The organism is Nonomuraea sp. NPDC048916, from assembly GCF_040649575.1.
Taxonomy (GTDB): Bacteria; Actinomycetota; Actinomycetes; order Streptosporangiales; family Streptosporangiaceae; genus Nonomuraea.
Genome location: NZ_JBEZFS010000035.1, coordinates 21,745 through 40,633 on the forward strand (window position 1 = coordinate 21,745; position 18,889 = coordinate 40,633).

Annotated in this window: 21 protein-coding genes; 2 read left to right on the forward strand and 19 right to left on the reverse strand. The window is 72.3% G+C overall.

Annotated features, from left to right (window positions below; translation table 11 throughout):
* Positions 1 to 21: 21 nt before the first annotated feature.
* Genes AB0C16_RS30465 through AB0C16_RS30480 form a run of 4 tightly spaced genes read right to left on the reverse strand, consistent with a single transcriptional unit; the run spans position 22 to position 2,871 of the window.
* Positions 22 to 432, reverse strand: a complete 411-nt coding sequence (locus AB0C16_RS30465) for a hypothetical protein (protein ID WP_357687806.1) — start codon at positions 430 to 432, stop codon at positions 22 to 24.
* Positions 432 to 1,217, reverse strand: a complete 786-nt coding sequence (locus AB0C16_RS30470; RefSeq protein WP_357687808.1) for an enoyl-CoA hydratase/isomerase family protein — start codon at positions 1,215 to 1,217, stop codon at positions 432 to 434. Before AB0C16_RS30470 ends, AB0C16_RS30465 begins: the two co-directional genes overlap by 1 nt.
* On the reverse strand, positions 1,214 to 2,035 hold the full coding sequence (locus AB0C16_RS30475) for an alpha/beta hydrolase (protein ID WP_357687809.1): 822 nt from the start codon (positions 2,033 to 2,035) through the stop codon (positions 1,214 to 1,216). The genes AB0C16_RS30470 and AB0C16_RS30475 overlap by 4 nt, the downstream gene beginning before the upstream one ends.
* Positions 2,032 to 2,871 (reverse strand): hypothetical protein, encoded by an 840-nt coding sequence (locus tag AB0C16_RS30480; protein ID WP_357687811.1) that lies wholly within the window; start codon positions 2,869 to 2,871, stop codon positions 2,032 to 2,034. Before AB0C16_RS30480 ends, AB0C16_RS30475 begins: the two co-directional genes overlap by 4 nt.
* A 189-nt stretch (positions 2,872 to 3,060) precedes the next feature.
* Between AB0C16_RS30480 and AB0C16_RS30485 the strand changes: the two genes are divergently transcribed.
* Together AB0C16_RS30485 and AB0C16_RS30490 are read left to right on the forward strand one after the other, a co-directional pair.
* Entirely contained in the window at positions 3,061 to 4,227 is a 1,167-nt protein-coding gene (locus AB0C16_RS30485; protein ID WP_357687813.1) for an acyl-CoA dehydrogenase family protein, read from the forward strand.
* A 25-nt stretch (positions 4,228 to 4,252) separates the two neighbouring features.
* The gene (locus AB0C16_RS30490) at positions 4,253 to 4,876 is read left to right on the forward strand and encodes an isochorismatase family cysteine hydrolase (RefSeq protein WP_357687815.1); all 624 of its coding nucleotides are present in this window, start codon (positions 4,253 to 4,255) and stop codon (positions 4,874 to 4,876) included.
* 47 nt (positions 4,877 to 4,923) lie between these two features.
* Here the strand turns inward: AB0C16_RS30490 and AB0C16_RS30495 are convergent, their stop codons facing one another.
* From AB0C16_RS30495 to AB0C16_RS30565, 15 genes are all read right to left on the reverse strand, one after another.
* Positions 4,924 to 5,826: a TIGR03564 family F420-dependent LLM class oxidoreductase gene (locus AB0C16_RS30495; protein ID WP_357687818.1), complete on the reverse strand. Its 903-nt coding sequence runs from the start codon at positions 5,824 to 5,826 to the stop codon at positions 4,924 to 4,926.
* A 12-nt stretch (positions 5,827 to 5,838) separates the two neighbouring features.
* Positions 5,839 to 6,642: an enoyl-CoA hydratase/isomerase family protein gene (locus AB0C16_RS30500; protein ID WP_357687820.1), complete on the reverse strand. Its 804-nt coding sequence runs from the start codon at positions 6,640 to 6,642 to the stop codon at positions 5,839 to 5,841.
* Positions 6,639 to 7,133, reverse strand: a complete 495-nt coding sequence (locus tag AB0C16_RS30505; protein WP_357687822.1) for a MaoC/PaaZ C-terminal domain-containing protein — start codon at positions 7,131 to 7,133, stop codon at positions 6,639 to 6,641. The genes AB0C16_RS30500 and AB0C16_RS30505 overlap by 4 nt, the downstream gene beginning before the upstream one ends.
* Positions 7,134 to 7,169: 36 nt before the next feature.
* A complete protein-coding gene (locus tag AB0C16_RS30510) occupies positions 7,170 to 8,678 on the reverse strand; it encodes an AMP-binding protein (protein ID WP_357687825.1) in 1,509 nt (502 codons plus the stop codon).
* Between the two features lie 171 nt (positions 8,679 to 8,849).
* A complete protein-coding gene (locus AB0C16_RS30515) occupies positions 8,850 to 9,710 on the reverse strand; it encodes a CoA ester lyase (RefSeq protein WP_357687827.1) in 861 nt (286 codons plus the stop codon).
* Positions 9,707 to 10,867, reverse strand: a complete 1,161-nt coding sequence (locus AB0C16_RS30520; RefSeq protein ID WP_357687829.1) for an acyl-CoA dehydrogenase family protein — start codon at positions 10,865 to 10,867, stop codon at positions 9,707 to 9,709. Before AB0C16_RS30520 ends, AB0C16_RS30515 begins: the two co-directional genes overlap by 4 nt.
* On the reverse strand, positions 10,868 to 11,314 hold the full coding sequence (locus AB0C16_RS30525) for a Zn-ribbon domain-containing OB-fold protein (protein ID WP_357687830.1): 447 nt from the start codon (positions 11,312 to 11,314) through the stop codon (positions 10,868 to 10,870). It abuts the gene before it with no gap.
* The gene (locus AB0C16_RS30530; RefSeq protein ID WP_357687831.1) at positions 11,311 to 12,459 is read right to left on the reverse strand and encodes an acetyl-CoA acetyltransferase; all 1,149 of its coding nucleotides are present in this window, start codon (positions 12,457 to 12,459) and stop codon (positions 11,311 to 11,313) included. The genes AB0C16_RS30525 and AB0C16_RS30530 overlap by 4 nt, the downstream gene beginning before the upstream one ends.
* A complete protein-coding gene (locus AB0C16_RS30535) occupies positions 12,456 to 12,932 on the reverse strand; it encodes a MaoC/PaaZ C-terminal domain-containing protein (RefSeq protein ID WP_357687833.1) in 477 nt (158 codons plus the stop codon). Before AB0C16_RS30535 ends, AB0C16_RS30530 begins: the two co-directional genes overlap by 4 nt.
* Positions 12,929 to 13,429 carry a MaoC family dehydratase N-terminal domain-containing protein gene (locus AB0C16_RS30540; protein ID WP_357687835.1) on the reverse strand — a complete coding sequence of 167 codons (501 nt, stop codon included), beginning with the start codon at positions 13,427 to 13,429 and terminating at the stop codon, positions 12,929 to 12,931. Before AB0C16_RS30540 ends, AB0C16_RS30535 begins: the two co-directional genes overlap by 4 nt.
* On the reverse strand, positions 13,426 to 14,640 hold the full coding sequence (locus AB0C16_RS30545) for a Rid family hydrolase (RefSeq protein ID WP_357687837.1): 1,215 nt from the start codon (positions 14,638 to 14,640) through the stop codon (positions 13,426 to 13,428). Before AB0C16_RS30545 ends, AB0C16_RS30540 begins: the two co-directional genes overlap by 4 nt.
* Entirely contained in the window at positions 14,637 to 16,010 is a 1,374-nt protein-coding gene (locus AB0C16_RS30550; RefSeq protein WP_357687839.1) for an MmgE/PrpD family protein, read from the reverse strand. Before AB0C16_RS30550 ends, AB0C16_RS30545 begins: the two co-directional genes overlap by 4 nt.
* A complete protein-coding gene (locus AB0C16_RS30555) occupies positions 16,007 to 17,248 on the reverse strand; it encodes a CoA transferase (RefSeq protein ID WP_357687841.1) in 1,242 nt (413 codons plus the stop codon). The genes AB0C16_RS30550 and AB0C16_RS30555 overlap by 4 nt, the downstream gene beginning before the upstream one ends.
* On the reverse strand, positions 17,245 to 18,279 hold the full coding sequence (locus AB0C16_RS30560; RefSeq protein ID WP_357687843.1) for an LLM class flavin-dependent oxidoreductase: 1,035 nt from the start codon (positions 18,277 to 18,279) through the stop codon (positions 17,245 to 17,247). The genes AB0C16_RS30555 and AB0C16_RS30560 overlap by 4 nt, the downstream gene beginning before the upstream one ends.
* Positions 18,276 to 18,803, reverse strand: a complete 528-nt coding sequence (locus AB0C16_RS30565) for a MaoC family dehydratase (RefSeq protein WP_357687845.1) — start codon at positions 18,801 to 18,803, stop codon at positions 18,276 to 18,278. The genes AB0C16_RS30560 and AB0C16_RS30565 overlap by 4 nt, the downstream gene beginning before the upstream one ends.
* Between the last annotated feature and the right edge of the window lie 86 nt (positions 18,804 to 18,889).

Consider the following 18,889-nt stretch of genomic DNA (forward strand, 5'->3'; position numbering starts at 1 on the left):
TCCTGTGTAGCGATCCGAAGGTCAGGGGCGAGCGGGACGCATCAGCATGACGGCGGTGGCCTCGAGGATCTGGTCGCCGTAGCCGTCGACCGCCGACCACCGGTAGTGCTGGAGGATCTTCCCACTGCCGGTCCGGCTGGACGTGCCGGGCGTCAGGTCGACGCGCAGAGTCGTGCCCGCCTTGAGCATCTTCAGGAAGCGCACCTCGCGCAGCTCGACCAGGGCGATCGCGTCGTCCAGCAGGCCCGACTGCTCGACCAGCCCGCCCGCCAGGAGCAGCACGCCCTGGCCGGGCATCGGGGCGCGGACGCCCTCGGCCAGCTCGTTCGTGGCCGGGTTGAACAGGGGATGGGTGTAGCCGCCGAGGCCGACGAGCCCGTCGATGAGGGGCTGGGTCACCTCGACGGACGGCGTGCTGAACGTCTCGCCCATCAGGTGTTCCCCCAGACCGGCTCGCGCTTCTCCACGTAGGCCCGGTAACCCTCGTCGGCGTCGGCCACCTCCTCGTGGAACCGGGTGAACAGCTCGCGCTCCAGGCGCAGGCCCTCGGCCAGCGACAGGTCCGGAGCCGCGTTGAGGAGCCGCTTGATGGTCGCGGTGACCGTGCGGGACCGGCCGCCCAGCGAGCAGGTGAGGCGGGCGACCTCGTCGTCCAGCTCGGCCAGGGGCACGCTGGACAGGGCGAGCCCCCAGTCGGCCATCTCCGGGCCGGTCAGCCAGCGGCCGGCGAGCAGCAGCGCGCGGGCCCGCTGGTCGCCCACCTTGTGCGGGGCGCGCTGGGAGGCGCCGGCGCCGGGGATGATGCCGAAGTCGCTGTGCGTGTCGCCGACCCGCGCCTCGTCGGCGGCGACCACGAAGTCGCAGGCCAGCAGCAGCTCGAAGCCGCCCGCGCGGGCCAGGCCGTTCACGGCCGCGACCGAGGGCAGGGGGAACGCCTCCAGCCGGTCGAGGAACTCGTGGTAGCCGCGGATGAACGGCACGAACACGCCGGCCGGGTCCCCGAAGCAGTCTCCGAGGAAGCCGATGTCCATGCCGACGCAGAAGGCCTTGCCGACGCCGGTGATCACGATGGACCTGAGCGTGTCGTCCCGCTCGGCGGCGTCGAGGGCGGCGTTCAGGCCGGCGATGACGTCGGGGGACAGGCTGTTCAGCCGTTCCGGGCCGTTGAGGGTGATCTTCATGACCGTGCCTGTCACGTGCGCCTCGACGGTGGTCATGGACGCGGCTCCCTTTCCTCGGAGGTGATCTCGCGGACGAATGTCAGGATCTCGGCGGCGTACCGGTCGGGCGCGCGCAGGTGCGGCTGGCCGGGCAGGCCCGCCAGGCTGACGAGGCGGGCGTCCCGTGCCAGCTCCAGGGCGAGCGCGTCCTTGTCGGCGAGCAGGTCGAACTCGGCGTCGAGCAGGAGCACCGGCGCTCGCCCGGCCGCGAGCGAGGCGGCCGGGTCGTGCCGGAAGGCCGCCTGGTAGGCCCAGTCGTAGCGGTCGCGGGTGCGCATCAGCTCCACCACGGCCAGGTGGAGCATCTCCGGCGGCACGTCCGCACCCCAGATGCGGCGGTAGCGCTCGACGCCCCAGCGGAACTGCGTCCCCTGGTCGTCGAAGGGCACCTCGGGCGTCCACTGGGACAGGTAGGAGGCGCGTTCCGCCACGTTGAAGAGCGGGACGCCGCTCAGCACCAGGCCGCCCGCCCCGCCGGGCAGGGCGGCCGCCGTCTCGATCGCGAGGGACGCGCCGGTGTGCACGCCGCCGAGCACGGGGCGCTCCATCCCGATCCGGCTCGCGGCCTGGGCCAGCACGCGGGCGTAGTCGGGGATCTCGGTGTGGCGGCTCGGCGGCGGGTCCGACGCGCCGTAGCCGGGCGTGTCGAAGGCGATGGCGCGCGCGTGCCGCCCGAGCAGCGGGAGCACGTCCTCGTAGACGCGGGAGGACAGCGGCGACTCGTGGAACAGGCCGATCCACGGCCCGGAGTCGCCGTTGCGCCGGTAGTGGACCTGCCCCCACTCGGTCTCGGCGTATCCGCCGGTCGTCCTCATCGCGGCGAACCCACCTTGACGAGGAGGACGGCGCCGTCGGCGCTGCCGATCGCGGGACCCGGAGCGCCGGCCGGGATGCGCACGAGGGAGCAGGGCTCCAGCGTCGCGTCGCCGGCGGTGATCGAGCCCTCCGTCAGGATGAGGAACCGCTCGCGGTCGGTGGCGGGGACCGGGGCGGCCCAGCCGGGCGGCAGTTGGACGAGCACGGAGGCGCTGCCGGTGCCGGCGTTGCCGCTCAGCGTCTTGGACTTCAGGGGCGCGCCGCCGGCGGCGGTGAGCCGGGTCACCGCGTCGTCGTGGTCGCGCCACACCATGAAGCGGCCCTCCGCCCTGCGGACGTAGCCGCGCGGCCCGATCGGGTCAGCCATGCCCGAGAGGGGATTGTGGCCCGCCTCCTCGTCGGGGCAGACCACCCGGGACACGCGACCGCTGCCTTCGGCGGCCGCCTCGCCCTCCATCATCAGGAGGCACTCGAAGCCCTGGTCGGACACGGCCGCGTGCACCCAGCCGGGCGGGCGCCAGAAGTAGTCGCCCGCCTGGAAGTCTCCCTCGGCGCTGAGGGTGGCGTCGCCGCCGAGGAACAGGGCCTCCTCCACGCTGTCGTGGTACGCCTCGCACAGGTCGCGGTAGCCCGGTTCCGTACGGATGTGGTCGATGCGGCGGGAGCTGGCCGGATCGAGCCAGAGCGACCGCATCCAGTAGCGGGAAAAGAGGTCCAGGACCCGATCCGGGTCTCCGAGGTTGTCCCGGAAGGCCGGCTCCATCGAGTCGTAGACCGCCTGGCCGTTCACCCATGGAAGAGCCGGGCCGTCGACGATCGTCACCTCGCCTGCCACCTGCCACCCCTCTCTGCGTCAAGACGTCGAGCACATATGTCAGACGTAACGATATCCTCGTTCGAGGCGTGGCTGTCAATGGGCCGGAATCGCCCGGATGGAAGCATCTCATCAGGGCAGTATCTGCCAGTGGCATCTCTTGACATTCTGTAGCGCATACATCAGATTTTTGCTGAAAGAGGAGGGGACGTGCTCAACACGAGGCCATTCCAGGAGTCGCCCGAACGCGGAGACCTGCGCGAGCTCGTGGAATCGCTGCTCGGCGGGCATCTGCCCGCCGAACGCGCGCTGGAGATGGATCGTGAGGGGGCGTTCGCCTCGGCGGCGTGGGAGGCGCTCGGGCGGGCGGGGCTGCTCGGCCTGGGCGGCGACGAGCGGTCGGGCGGCTCCGGCGGCACCGTCGGCGACGCCGTGGCCGTCGTGGAGGAGATCGCCCGCGTGCTGCCCAGCCTCGCCGTCGACTACGTGGTCTGTGGCATGGCGATGCGGATGCTGGGCGACGGGGCCGGCTTGCCGGCGGCCGGCTGGATGCCCGCGATCGCCTCCGGTGAGAAGGTGTGCGCGTTCGGGCTGAGCGAGCCCGACGTCGGCACCGACCTGCTGAGCTTGCGCACCTCCGCCCGGGTGGAGGGCGACCGGTGGGTCGTCAGGGGTCAGAAGCTGTGGATCTCGCTCGCCCACGAGGCCGAGATCGCGTTCGTGCTGTGCCGTACGGACCCGCCCGAGGAGGGCCGGAAGTCCCGGGGGCTCAGCGTGATCGCGGTCCCGCTCGACCAGGAAGGGGTCACGGTCCGCCGGGTCCACCTGGCGGGCATGCGGGCCGCCGGGACCTGCGAGATCTTCCTCGACGACGCGGTGGCGCCGCTGGACAACCTCGTCGGCGTACGCGGGCGGGCCATGTCGATCCTGGGCAAGACGCTGGACGTGGAGCGCGTGCTCGCGGCCGGGCTGAGCCTGGGCATCGGGCGGGCGGCCCTGGATCTGCACGTGTCGCACCTGAGGGAGCGGGAGGCGTTCGGGCGGCCGATCGGCGGGTTCCAGTCGCTGCAGCACGCCGCCGCCGACTCCATCGCCGACCTGACCGCCTCGCGGGCGCTGGTCAACACGGCGATCCGGTCCATCGAGGACGGCGAGCCGTCGCTGGCGATGTCGGCCATGGCCAAGCTCGTCGCCGCCGAGTCGACCGCGCGGATCGTCGATCGCGGCATGCGGGCCATGGCGGCGTCCGGCCTGGCCGAGGAGTCGGCGATGCAGATGTACTTCCGGGACGCGCGGCTCCAGCTGTTCAGCCCGGTGAGCAACGAGATGATCCGCAACATCCTCGGCGAGTCCATGGGCCTGCCGCGAAGCTACTGACACCGACCCACAGCTAGGAGACCTGGTGGACATCACTCGCGAGAACACGGCACTGCTGGTCATCGACATGCAGAACGGCTTCATCGAGGCCAAGGGCTCGATGGCCGCGATCGGCATGCCGTACGGGGAACTGCGCCCGGCGATCGCGGGCTGCGGGACGCTGATCGAGGCCGCCCACCGGGCCGGCGTGCCGGTCATCTACACCCGCTACGTCTACCACCCCGACTACACCGACGCCGGCCTGCTCCCCACGGTGCTGGTGCCGGCCATGAAGGAGGTCAACTCGCTGGCCGCGGGCTCCTGGGACGCGGAGATCATCGACGAGCTGGCCCCGGCCCCCGGTGACATCGTCATCGACAAGGCGCGGCCGAGCTCGTTCTACGGCACCCGCCTGGAGCCGATCCTCACCTCGCTCGGCATCCGGTCCCTGGTCATCGCCGGCGTGACGACGAACATCTGCGTCGAGACCACGGCCAGGGACGCCGGCCAGCGCGACTACTACGTGCACGTGGTCCGCGACGCGACCGCCGAGTTCGACCAGGCCCGGCACGAGCACGCGCTCACCACCATCGGCTTCACCTTCGGCTGGGTGAACTCGATGGACGAGGTGCTGCGCGCCTGGGACCCGGAGCCGGCCGAGGCTGAGTGACAGTGTGAACGGGCCGCCCCCGAGAGGGCCCGGTCCGCGTCCGCGGGCTACCGGCGGACGGCGGCCAGCCTGGCGACGAGCTCGCGGGTCGCCGCCCGCTCCTCGTCGTCGCCGAAGATGTGCGCGGCGAACGTGGTCACCCCCAGCCCGGCCAGGCTCTCGATCTCGGCGGCCACACTGTCGGCGTCGCCGATGACGGCCATCTGACCGGGCGTCTCGTAGCCCTCCCGGTCCAGCATGGACCGGTAGGACGGCAGCGTGCCGTACCACCGCAGGTTCTCCTCCGCCCGCGCCCGGGCGGCGGCGGGGTCGCCGGTGACACAGACCGGCAGCGGCACGACGATCTCGGGCTCCGGCCGGCCGGCGGCCGCCGCGGCCTCCCGGATGGCCGGGATGGTCAGCTCCTTGAGCGTGCGCGGGCCGACCATCCAGGTCACGGTGCCGTCGGCCAGCGAGCCGGTGATCTCCAGCATCCTGGGGCCGAGCGCGGCCACCAGCACCCGGGGCACCGGGGCGCCCGGGATGTCCAGGTCGCCGCGGGCCGTCAGCACCTCGCCCTTGAACCGCACCTTCTGGGTCAGCGCGCCGGTCAGCGCCTGCAGGTACTCGCGCATGTAGCGGGCGGGACGCTCGTACGACAGGCCCCAGCACGGCTCCACCACGGACGGGTGCGACGGGCCGATGCCCAGGGTCAGCCGCCCGCCGACGAGCAGGTTGGTCGTCAGCGCCTGCTGGGCGAGCGCCATCGGGTGCCGGGGGTGGACGGGCACCACGGCGGTGCCGACGCGCAGGCCGGGCAGGTCGCGGGCGACCGCGCCGATCACGTTGAGCGTGTCGGTGCCGAACGCCTGGGTGATCCAGTAGCTGTCGACGCCGTCGGCGGCGGCCGATCGCAGGTCGGCGGTGATCTGGTCGATGCTCTCGACGTGGCCGAAGATTCCGATGTCCAAGACGGGCCTCCTTCAGGACGGGGACGAGCCGGGAGCGGGCTCGCGGAAGGAGAGCAGCGTCCCGCGCCGCCCGGCGTCGGTGGAGACGCGGGCGAGCAGGGCCAGGCCGAGCGCCTCGGCCCGGGCGCGCTGGTCGTCGACCGCGGTCCAGATGGTCTCCAGGCTGCTCGCCAGCAGGTGTGACGGATGCCGGGCCACGGTGTGCGCGATCTCCATGGCGCGGCCGGTCAGCTCCGCCCGCGGCAGCACCTCGGTGACCAGGCCGAGCTCGCGGGCCCGTTCGGCGCCGAGCCGGTAGGAGCGCCCGCTCACGACCATGCGCAGCACCTCGGTCAGCGGCAGGCGGCTGAGCAGCCCGACCGCCTCGACCGGGTTGGCCAGCCCGACGTCGACGTGGGTGTCGAAGAAGGTGGCGTTGTCGGAGCAGAGCACGATGTCGGCGTCGTTGACGAAGTGCCAGCCGCCGGCGCAGCAGAAGCCGTTGACGGCCACCACGACGGGCTTGTTCACCCCGAGGTCCCGGTGGGTGATCGCGACCCGGCCGTCCTCGTCGAGTGAGGGGCTGGCCACGCCGGTGGCGAGCGTGTCGTCGACGTCCAGGCCGGTGGAGAAGCCGCGGTCACCGGCGGCCGTCAGCACGGCGACCCGCAGGCCGTCGTCGTCGCGGAAGGCCCGCCAGACCGTGCGCAGCTCGGCCACCATCCGCCCGTCGTAGGCGTTGAGCACCTCGGGCCGGTCCATCACCACGAGCAGGACCCGGTCCTCGCGGCTCACCTGGAGCGTGGCGAAGGGCAACCGCTCGACGGGGACGGTCACGCGGGCTCCTCGATGGGCTTGAGCAGGTAGCCGCGGCGCATCCGCAGCACCGCCGTGCCGTCCTGGTTGCGCAGCATGTCCTGGACCTCGCCGAACAGGGCCGAGCCGCCGGGCGTCGGCTCGAACCGGGTCACCTCGATGTCGACGGTGATCGTGTCGCCCACGTAGACCGGGGCGAGGTAGCGGACCTCGTCGAGGCCGAGCGCCGCGTGGCAGTCGACTCCGGCGGCGGCCCAGCTCGCGTACATCGTGTTGGAGGTGAGCCCGGCGGTGATCGCGACCAGGCAGGGGCCGCCGAGGATCCGGCGGCCGAAGGAGGTGGCGGCCATGTACTGGCCGTCGGTGTGCAGCGGGCCGTTCTCCCACGTGACGTTGATGATCGCGGAGAAGTCGCCCTCCGTGAGAGTCCTCCCGGGGGTGCGCAGGCGGGCGCCCTTCGCGAACGCCACGGGCAGCACCGGCCGCGGCGAGCCGGGCAGATCGGTCGTCATGGGTGTTCCTCCCGGCTTGGGGGTGGTGTCGTCAGGTCAGCTCTTGTACGTGTCGCGCAGGACCCGCTTGAGCACCTTGCCGTTGGCGTTCTTCGGCAACTCGTCGACGGTCTGCCACACCTTCGGCGCCTTGTAGGCGGCCAGGTGCTCGCGCACGGTCGCGTCGAGGGCGTCGAAGTCCACGTCGTGGCCCTCGCGGGGCACGACGAACGCCGCGACGCGCTCGCCCCAGGTCTCGTCGGGCAGCCCGACCACGGCGGCCTCGGCGACCTCCTCGCAGGTCTGGAGGATGTTCTCGACCTCGCGGGGGTAGATGTTCGCCGCGCCGGAGATGATCATGTCCTTCTTGCGGTCGACGAGGCGGATGAACCCCTCCTCGTCGCGCACGGCCACGTCGCCCGAGGTGAGGAAGCCGTCGGGCCGGATGGCCTCGGCGGTGGCCTCGGGGTCGTCGAGATAGCCGATCATGTTGTACGGCGAGCGGCCGAACAGCTCGCCCGGCTCGCCGGCGGGCACCTCCCGGCCGTCCTCGTCGAGCAGCTTGACCTCGGTCATGAACCAGGGATGCCCCACGGTCCCGGCCTTGCGCAGCGCGTCGGCGGGGCGCAGGTTGGACACGATGCCGGCCTCGGTCGACCCGTAGAGCTCGTGCACCCCGACGCCCGGGAACGTCTCGACGACCCATTCCTTCAGCGGCACCGGCAGGGCGGCGGCGTTGAAGTAGAGGGTCTCCAGGCTGGACAGGTCGTACTTGCGCGACGACCCCTCCATCACCTGGCGCAGCGTCAGCGCGTGGGTGGGCACCAGGAAGATGGTCTGCAGCCGGTCGCGCTCGATCAGGAACAGCAGCTCCTCGGGGTCCCAGCGGCGCAGCATGGACGTCTGCCCGCCCATGAACGGGCCCGCGTAGGCGAAGGCGAACCCGGCGCCGAGCGCCATCGGCGCGACCGCCGCGGTGCGCTTGCCCGGCCCGACGCCGAAGTCGACGGCGCAGCCGAGCATGGTGAGAACCCGGGAGCGGTGGGTGAGCAGCGCGCCTTTGGGCAGGCCGGTCGTGCCGGAGGTGTACTGCACGCAGAACGGGGAGGTCTCGCTGACCCGGACCATCGGGTCGGCCGAGCGCGCGCCCGCCAGGGCCTGCTCGTACGGGCGCCCCCAGTCCTGCTTGCCGAGGGACAGGGCGAGCGGCAGGATCTCGGCCACCTCGGGCACGCTGGCCTCGAAGGCGTCGTCGGCGATCAGGCCCTGGGCGCCGGAGCGGGAGATCAGGGAGGCGTGCTCCTGGGCGGTGCCGCGGGGGTTGAGCGGCACCATGGCGACGCCCGCCTTGCCGGCGGCGGCGGCGATCTCCACGTATTCCATCCGGTTGCCGCACAGGACGGCGACGCGGTCGCCCGGCTTGAGCCCGGCGTCCACCAGCAGGCCCGCGACCCGGTTGCTGCGGTCGTCGAGCTCGGCGAAGGTCAGCCGCCTGTCACCGTCGACCACCGCCGTGGCGCCCGGTGTGCTGATCGCGAACTCGCGGATCCCGCCGGCAATGTTCATGTCCGCCATTGCTGCCTGCCACTCCTGTTCCTCTTCATGTACGAGCCCTGACCCACCGCCGCCAGATTATCGTCTGATCTTTCGGCTTAGCTAGCCGCAAAACTGTTGACAGCAACTCACTTAGGCGACGGAAGGGCACGACACATATATGTCAGATCTATTTCTCGGTGATTAACCGGCCGAGACCGTGCCGAGCGTCCGGCGGGCCAGCCGGATCACCGCCGCGTCGAGCATGAGGCCCTGGGAGTCGAGGACCACGCCCGAACCGGCGGCCGTGGCCCGCTCGAACGCGGCCAGCACCTCCCGGGCCTCGGCGATCTCCTCGTCCGACGGAGTGAAGACCTGGTGCACGATCGGGAGCTGAGCGGGATGGATGCACGCCCGCCCGACGAAGCCCTGCCTGCGCACCCGCTCGGTGGAGAGCGTCAGCGCCTCAGGATCGCCGGTCAGGCGGGAGACCGGGCCGACCGGCGGGTCGATCCCGGCCGCCGCGCTGGCCAGCACGACCATGCCGCGCGGCCAGGCCAGCTCCGCCTCGTCCGGTCCGGGCAGCAGTCCGGCGTCGGCCGTGAGGTCAACCTCGCCGATCTGCAGCCGGTGCACCCGGGGGGCGCGGGCGATCTCCCGGGCGTCCAGGATCGAGCCCGCGGTCTCCAGCAGCGGCATCAGCAGGGTGTCGTCGTCGCCCGCGGCGCTCAGCAACTCGGCGACGGTCGCCACCTCCGCCGCGTCCTCCGCCTTGGCCAGCACCAGCCCGGTCAGCGCGGGGATCCCGGCCAGCTCGCGGACGTCCGCCACCCGCAGGTGGCCGCTGTTGACCCGGACCCAGAGCTGGGCGCCGCCCGTCTCCAGGCCCGAACGCAGCCAGGCGACGACGGCGCTCCGCGCCTCCTCCTTGCCCTCCGGCGGGACGGCGTCCTCCAGGTCGACGATCAGCGCGTCGGCGCCCCGCCCCAGCGCCTTGGCCAGCTTGCCGGGCGCGTCGCCGGGGACGAACAGGTAGCTGCGCGGCAGCGCGCCGGCGAGGCTCACCGCACCACCGTCTCGCCGCTGAGCACCGACTTGGCCACCACCGTGCGCAGGATGTCGTTGGTGCCCTCGCCGATGCTCATCAGGATCGCGTCACGGTAGAGCCGCTCCACCTCGTACTCGGTGGAGTAGCCGTAGCCGCCGTGGATCTTCATCGCGTCGATCGACGCCTCCAGGGCGACCTCGGAGCAGAAGATCTTCGCCATGCCCGTCGCGCCGTCGGCCCGGCCCGCGCGGACGGCGTCGGCCGCCCAGTACGCCATCAGCCGGGCCGCCTGGATCTGCGTCGACAGGTTGCCCAGCTTGAGCTGGATCGCCTGGAAGTCGGCGATGGGCTGCTGGAACGCCTTGCGCTGCTTGGCGTAGGCGAACGCCTCGTCATGGGCGCGCTGGGCGATGCCGACCGAGCGGGAGGCGATGTTCACCCGGCCCCACTCCAGCGCCGAGAGCGCGTGCTGCAGACCCTTGCCCTCGACGCCGCCGAGCAGGTTCTCCTTGGGGACGCGCACGTTGTCGAGCACGACCTCGCACGACTCGGTGCCCTTGTAGCCGAGCTTCGGCAGGTCCTTGGTGACCTCGTAGCCCTCCAGGCCGGCGTCCACCAGCAGGATGCTCATGCCCTTGTGCGCCGGGGTGGTGGTCGGGTCGGTCTTGACCAGCACCGGCAGCGGATCGGCGTAGCGGGCGTTGGTGATCCACGTCTTCGTTCCGCTGACCACGTAGTGGTCGCCGTCGAGCCGCGCCGTCGTGCGGATGCCCTGTAGGTCGGTGCCCGCGTCGGGCTCGGTCAGGCCGATGCCGGTGCGGCGGACGCCGGCGGCGAGGCCGGGCAGGTACGTGCGCTTCTGCTCCTCGGTGCCGCGCATGGCGATCATCCGGCAGGCGAGGGAGTGGCTGCCCAAGATGCCGGCGATGCCCATCCAGCCGCGCGCGATCTCCTCGAAGACCAGGGCGAACGAGACCGGGTCGAGGTCGAGGCCGCCGTACTCCTCCGGGATGGTGATCCCGAACAGGCCCATCTCGCGCATGCCGTCGACGATCTCCGTCGGGTAGCGGCCGGAGTGCTCCCAGTCGCGGGCCACCGGGATGATCTCGCGGTCGACGAACTCGCGCAGCAGCGCGCGGAACTCGCGCTGCTCCTCGTTGAACTGGAAATCCACTTAGCTGCCTCTCTGCTCCGGAGCCGTCTCCGGCTCCGCCGTGGGTGATGGGCCGGCGGGGATGAACACCGGCAGGGCGCGGCCGTCGTCGAGGTCGACCCAGGTGACCCGGACGCGGTCGTCGATGCGCCACGTGTCCGGATCGCGGCCTTCGAGCCGGGTGAGCAGGAGGACGCCCTCCGCCAGCCGGACGCGGGCGATGACGTACGGGACCTCCAGCTCCGGCCGGGGCGCGCGGTGCACGACCGTGAAGGAGTCGACGACGCCCAGCCCGGCCGAGCCGGACCAGCCCAGGGCGTCATGGCCGCAGTGGACGCACAGCGCCCGAGGCGGATGCTGCGCGCCGGAGCAGCGGGCGCAGGTCTGCACCAGCAGCCGGTGCTCCCCGGTGGCCTCCCACCAGGGCGCGGTGATCTCGTCGGGTGCCGGGACTTCGGGCGCGATCACACGTCCACCCCCAGCACCACCGTGGCGTGCGTGGACAGGATGCCTCCCGTGCCGTGGGCGAGCGCGAGCCGCGCGCCCGGTACCTGGCGGGCTCCCGCCTCGCCGCGAAGTTGCGCCACCGCCTCGATCAGCAGCAGGATCCCGAACTGGCCCGGATGACAGTAGGACAGGCCACCGCCCGAGGTGTTGAGCGGGAAGCCGCCGCCGGGGCGGATCCGGCCGCCCGCGATCCAGTCGAGCGCCTCGCCCCGGCCGCAGAAGCCCAGCGACTCCAGGGTCAGCGCCACCGTGATCGTGAACGAGTCGTACACCTGGACCACGTCGATGTCGGCCGGGGTGACCCCCGCGCGGGCGAACGCGTCCGCCCCGGAGCCCGCCGCGCCGGTCACGGTCAGGTCGGGCACGGCGGTCATGGACGTGTTGGTGGTCCGCTCGCCGTAGCCGAGGATCTCGACCGGCTTCTTGCGCAGGTCGCGGGCCCGTTCCAGGGTGGTCAGCACGATCGCGCCGCCGCCGTCGGTGACGAGGCAGCAGTCCAGCGCGGTGAGCGGGCTGGAGATCGGCTTCGCGCCGGCCACCTCGCCGACCGTCAGCGGGCGCGTGCCGTAACGGAAGGCGGCCGGGTTGAGCAGCGCCCACTCGCGCGCCGCGACCGCGATCTCGGCCAGCCCCTCATGGGTGCCGCCGTAGGCGTGCAGGTAGCGCTGCGCGGCCATCGCGTAGTAGGAGAGCGGGTAGAGCGGGCCGTACGGGGTCTCGAACTGCGCCTCCGGCGTGTGCTCCTCGACCACGCCGCCGAGCGAGCGGGAGCGGGCCGAGCGCTGATTGGAGGCGAAGCTGATGACGACCGTCTCGGCCTGCCCGGCCTGGATCGCCTGCGTGGCGCGGGCCACGAACATCTCGAACGCCGAGCCGCCCGCGAACGTCGAGTCGGTCCAGCGCGGCTGGAGGCCGAAGTAGTCGGCCAGCTGGGTCGCCGAGAACCTGGAGACCCCGGTCGTGGCGATGCCGTCGACGTCGCGCAGGCTCAGCCCCGCGTCGTCGAGCGCCCGGCCGACCGCCTGCGCCTGCAGCCCGAGGATCGACTTGCCGGTGACGCCGAGGTCGCACTCGGCGGCGCCGGCGATCGCGACACCCGTGCTCATCGCGCCCCCGCCTCACCCGGAGTCGCGCCCGGAGTCGCGCCCGGAGTCGCGCCCGGTCCGTCCGGTGTGCCGAGCAGCACCCTGGCGTGCGCGGGGCCCGCGGCGACCCGGTCCACGCCGCCGTCGGGGCCGACCACGACGACCCGCTGCTCCAGCACCAGGTAGTCGTCGCCCACCTCGGTCACCGTGCCCTCGCAGCGGACGGTCTCCTCGGCGAAGACGAGCGCCTTGAAGGAGAAGTCCAGCTTGTGCACGAAGCACCGCGGGCCGAGCCAGTCCTGGATCTGCTCGACCAGCAGCGCGCCGAACACCTGCCCGTCGACGACCGGCGCCGGGAGCCTCTGCCGGGCGACGAACTCGGGGTCGTAGTGCAGGCGGTACCAGTCCCAGGTGGCCCCGGCGTAGGCGATCATGTCCGCCAGCCCGATCCTGCGCTCGAGCGGAGGGAGCGCCTGTCCGGTCTCGTAGGTCATGAGCCGGCCCCCAGCGATACGAAAATGATGGTCTCCTCGTTCTCCGCGAGCACCTCGTCGTGCTGGTTGGCGTACGTGGCCCGCGAGGTGATGATCAGCATCGCCGAGCCGGACCGGGTGGTCTTCTCGGTCGCGTCCGCGATCTCCCAGGTGGCGGTGATGACGTCGTCGGGACGGATGCGGCGGTGGAAGGTGTAGGAGTTGCCGCCGCGCACCTTGCGGGTGCCCGGGATCTCGATGCCCCAGTTGTGCCCCGCGTCGCCGTCGGGCGTCAACGGCAGGTTGGCGTACTGGTTGGTCTCGCAGATCAGGGTCGGCGGCGCGGTCACGCCGGACAGGCCCTGCGCGCGGGCGTACCCGGGGTCGGAGTAGAGCGGGTTGTGGTCGCCGATCGCGATGCCGAAGTAGCGGCCCGCCGCGGCGCCGAACTCCTCCGGCGCCGTGTAGACCTTCGTGCGGCCGACGAGCGCCCGGATGTCGTCGGTGAGCAGCGTCATGACGCGTCCTCCGGGTAGAGCGCGGTCGGGAACACCTCGAGCAGGAACTCCGGCCGCAGCAGCCCCTTGCAGATGGCCCCGGTCGAGGCCGGCCACGGCGGCGACAGCAGCCGCTCGCGCACCGGCGCCACCACGCGGTAGTCGGGCAGCGCCGACTCGACGCAGAACTCGATGGTCGACAGCAGGTCGGCCGGGCCGAGGCCCGCGTAGGAGAGCAGGCGCAGGATCGCGCCGTACGTCTCCTCGGCCTGGGCCCGCAGGTCGCCCGGGTGCAGCGCCTCCTGGGTCTCCATGTCGAGCGCCGCGAACCCCGACATGAACAGGGTCCGCCCGGCACGGACGCCGGGGGCGTAAGTCAGCGTGTCGTAGCGGGACCAGCCCGGGTTCACCAGCTCCAGCGGGTGCCGCGAGGCGGTCACGTCGATCGCGACCAGCGCCTCGGGGTGGTGCAGGCGGCTCACCAGGATGCCGCCGGCCCCCGGGTAGACGCCGGCGCCGCCGAGCCGCTCCTTGCGGACCCGGTGGCTCCTGCGGTAGACCTCGCGCGTCGCCGGGGTCGAGTAGTCGTAGGTGGTCACCGCGTTGTCGAGCGACAGCCCGGCCTCGCGCAGCAGCGCGTCGGCCCGGTCGAGGCAGTAGGCGTACTGGCCGGCGAAGTCGCCGGGGCTGACCACGTCGCCCGACTCGTCGATCGGCACCATGGTCGGCAGGTGCACCGTGCCGTCGTGGCCCTCGCGCACCGGCGAGGACACCCACGTGCCGGCCTCGCGCGGCTCGCTGGCCGCCAGCAGCTCCGCCCCGCCGCCGGGGACGGCGTGCAGCTCGATCTCCAGCAGGGCGGCCGAGCGCACCAGGCGCTCGACGACGACCGTCGTGACGGTGGGCCGGTGGGCGCCGAAGACCTCCTCGCGCACGGCCGCGGCCGCCGCATAGTCGGCCAGGCCGGCGACCGTGACGTTCTCCGTCACGTGCACGACGTCGTCCGGGCCCAGCCCGGCGGCCTCGATGATGGTCAGCACCTTGCGGTAGGCGATGCGCGCCTGCTCCCGCATGGTGCCCGAGACGGTCATCTTCCCGACGGCCTTGTCGTGCGCGGCGGCCGTGTGGCCCGAGGACCAGGCCACGCCGTCCTCGGTCAGGCCGAGGCAGAAGGTGAACCCCTCGTACGGGAACCAGGGGAACTCGGCGGGTTTGATCGCTCGCAACGTCATCGGAACTCCTGCCTGCTGTGGATGAACCTCTCCGCGGCCCGCATGACCGCGGCGGCGTCCGGCTGCTCGCCGAGCGCCTCGATCGCGTCGACCAGCTCGGCCGCCGGGCCGCCCGCGTTGCCCTCGAACTTGGCGATCAGCGAGGCGCGGCTGAGCGGGTTGCCGCCGCCGCCCTCGCTGCGCCGCACGGCCCCGGTCAGCTCGCGGCCGTCCCTGAGCGTGACGGTGACACGGCCGGGGGCGTCGGCGGCGACGACACCGGGGAATCCGGTGACCTCCCAGTGGACCCGGGCGGCCAGCTCGCGCACCTCGGGCCGGGCGATCGAGCCGGCCTCGAAGGTGCCGAGGCTCAGCCCGCCGTCGGTGACCAGCGCCGCCACGCTCCACGGGAGCGAGAACTTGGCGGCGTACGGGCTCGCCGGGCGGGTGAGGTCTCGGGAGGTGTCGCAGACCACCGAGGCCGAGTCGGGGTGGACCTGGGCGCGGATCTCGGCGACGTCGTCCGGGCCGAACGCCTCGCGCGCCATCGCGTCCAGCGTCGCGCCGACGGTCGCGTGCGAGAGCTGGCAGGCGGCGTACGGCTTGATCCCGATCCGGGTGGTCTCCCAGCGCTCGCCGAGCCCGGCGACGATCGACGGCAGGTCGGCCGGGGCCGCCGAGAGCGCGTCGAACACGCCGTGCGGGCCGTCGAGGACCGTCTCGGGCCCGGTCGCGCCGGCCGCGGCCAGGCGGGCGGCGATGATGCCGGACTGCGAGGCGAACCCCGGATGCAGCTGCTTGGTCGAGGCCCCGGTGCCGAGGAAGGCCAGCAGGCCGCCCGCCTGGCTGCCCGCGATGCCCAGCGCGTCGACCGCCTGGCCGGCGCCGAGGCCGAGCAGCCGCGCGGTGATCAGGGCGGAGGAGAAGACGCCGGCGACCATGGTGGCGTGCAGGCCGCGGGCGTGGAAGCCGTGCGGGGCGGCGGCGGCCACCCGGCAGACGGTCTCGTAGCCCACCACCGCGGCGTCGAGCACCTCCCGGCCCGTCGCGCCGACCTGCTGGCCCACGGCGAACGCCGCCGGCAGCACGACGGCGGTGGCGTGCACCAGCCCGCCCGCGTGCGTGTCGTCGAAGTCGAGGGCGTGCACGAGCGTGCCGTTGGCCAGGGCGGCGGCGGGCGCCGAGAGCAGCTCGCCGGTGCCCAGCACCGCGGCCTCGGGCGGGCCGCCGAGGCCGCGAGCCACCTCGATCGCGGGCGCCGCGGCCCCTGTGCGGTAGGCGCCCAGCGCGGTGCCGAACCCGTCGAGCAGATGCCGGACGGCGGCCTGGCGCACCGGCTCGGGGATCTCGGTGACGCCGAGACCCCACGCCGCCAGCTCCCGTGCGATCATCGCGCGGACGCTTCCGCCTGGAGGCCGGGCACCTTCTCCGGGTCGCCGAACGCGCCCTGAGCCGTCAGCTCCCCGACCGTCGCCTCGTCGTAGCCGGCGATGTCACGCACCACCAGCTCGAAGTCCTCGTTGCGGAGCGGCGCCCGGCGGTAGGACGCCGGCTGGTCGCCGACCCGCACGGGGGAGGCGATCTGCTCGACCGTGCCGAAGCGCGGGTGCTCGGTCGTCACCCGCAGGCCGCGCGCCTTGGTGTGCTCCTCCTCCATCGCCTGGGCCACGTCGTTGATCGGGCCGCAGGGGATGGCGGCCGCGTAGAGCACCTCCAGCCACTCGGTCACGGTGCGCCGTCCGAAGATCTCCTCCAGCAGCGGGAGCAGCTCGGCGCTGTTGCGCTGCCGGTCGGCGAACGTGCCGAACCGGGAGCCGGGCTCGGCCCACTCGGGGTGGCCCACGACCTTGGCGAGCCGCGCCCAGAACTTCTCCTTCGCGCAGCCGACCACCAGCCAGCCGTCGCTCGCCTCGAACGCCTGGAACGGCACCAGCGAGGGGTGCGCCGAGTGACGGGTGCGCACCGGGGTGAATCCGGCGTTCAGGTGCCAGGTCGCCGGATAGGTCAGCAGCCCGAGGGCCGTGTCGTACAGGCTGACGTCGCAGTCCATGCCGACGCCGTCGCGGCGGGCCGCGTGCAGCCCGGCCAGCAGCGCGATCGCGGCGACGAACCCGCCGGAGTAGTCGACCAGGGACAGCCCCGACTTGGTGGGCGGCCCGTCGGGCTCCCCGGTGAGGTCCATCCAGCCGGCCAGGCCCTGGAGGATGTAGTCGTAGCCCGGCTCCTTGCTCCTCGGGCCGGTCATGCCGAACCCGGTGAGCGAGCAGCAGACGATGGCCGGGTTGAGGTGCTTGAGATCGTCGTAGGTGATGCCGATCTTCTTGGGCACGTCGCCGCGCAGGTTGGAGTAGACCACGTCCGACACCTTCACCAGGTCCTCGAAGACCCTGCGGCCGGCCGGCGTCGACAGGTCGAGCGACAGGCTGCGCTTGTTGCGGTTGAAGGTCTCGAAGAAGAGGGAGTCCTCCTCCTCGCCGTAGGGGGGAACGTAACGCCCGACGTCGCCGCCCGCCCGCGGGTCCTCGATCTTGATCACCTCGGCGCCCAGGTCCGCCAGGTGGACGCTGCCGAACGGCCCGGCGCCGTACTGCTCGACGGCGATGATGCGAACGTCTTCCAGTGGCTTCATGAAGCGCTCCCTGTGAGGTCTGCCATGAGTGACAGGAGCTCGTCCTGCGCCGCGCGCGTCTCGGCGGTGGTGAGGCCGTGGGTGGGCGGGCTGAGCTTGACCGAGTCGGCCTTGCCCTCGTACGCGGCGATGCGCTCGGCCACCTGGTCGCGGTCGCCCGCCATGGTGAGCGCGTCGACCATGTCGGTGGAGACGGAGCCAGCGAGGTATTCGGCCCCCTTGCCCTGGCGGAACGCGTCGACGACGGCCTGCTGCTGGTCGGCCAGCCCGTGGAAGGCGAAGAAGTCGGCATAGGTGCGGACGCTGGCGTAGAACCCGACCAGGCCCGTCACGCGGCGGACGGCCGTGCTCCGGTCCTTCGAGACCGAGCAGCAGGCGGAGACGACGACGTCGACGTCCTCCCGTTTCCTGCCCGGCACGCCGGCGATCCCGGTCTCCAGCTCGGGCAGGATCCGCTCGCTCAGGTAGCGCGGCGAGCAGAGCTCGTGGCTGATCCAGCCGTCGCCGATGGCGCCGGTCAGCCGGGTCATCGCGGGGCCCATGGCGGCCAGGTAGATCGGGATGTCCGTGCGGTGGACGCCGAAGGGCCGCTCGTAGCCGCGGATCCGCATCGGTTCGTACTCGCCTGGCAGGTCGATCTGCTCCCCGGTGGTGCACTTCTCCCAGAAGTGGCGGATGTTGCGCACGGTCTCCCGCATGTGGCCGACCGGCTTGCCGAAGCGGGCGTTGTGCCAGTCCTCGTTCAGCCGCTGCACGCCGGTGCCGAGGCCGAGCACGAAGCGCCCGCCGGACAGCTCGTCGACGTCCAGCGCCTCCAGCGCGGTGATCATGGGGCTGCGGGTGAAGGCGAGCGCGATGGCGGTGCCGATCCGGGCCCGGCTGGTGGCCGTGGCCAGCGCGGCCGCGGCCACGGTGGCGCTGCGGTGCAGCTCGGGAACCCAGATGACCTCGGCGCCCGCGGCCTCCGCGCGCCGCGCCGCGTCCATGAGCTCCGGCAGGGTCTCGCCCCACGGGGCGAAGGTGATCCTCACGAGCCGTCCTCGGGCGTGAAGGGCTTCTTGGCCGTGGGGAAGATGTTCTCCAGCTGCTCGGCGCCCCGCTTGTAGACGTAGAAGGTGCGCTTGAAGGAGCACACCTCGTCGCCGTCCTGGTTGAGGGTGCGGGTGCGGATGGAGACGATGCCGGCGTGCGGGCGGCTCTTGGACTCGCGCTTCTCCAGGACCAGCGACTCGCTGTAGAGGGTGTCGCCGGCGAAGACCGGGTGGGTCATCTTGATGTCGTCCCAGCCCAGGTTGGCGAACGCGTTCTGGGTGGTGTCGGTGACACTCTGCCCCACCGCGATGGCCACGGTCAGCGTGGAGACGACCAGCGGCCTGCCGAACTCGGAGCGCGCGGCGTACTCGCTGTTGAAGTGCATCTGGTTCGTGTTCATCGTCAGCAACGTGAACCAGGTGTTGTCGGTCTCCGTGACGGTGCGGCCGAGCGGATGCCGGTAGACGTCACCCACCTCGAAGTCCTCGAAGAATCGTCCTTTCCACCCATCCTTGGCCGTCATCGGCTTCCCTTCGCTTCGCACCATGAAAGGTTAAAGTCAGACATATCGAGTGTAGAGCATGCCAGTCGGCTCTGTCCAAGCATGGG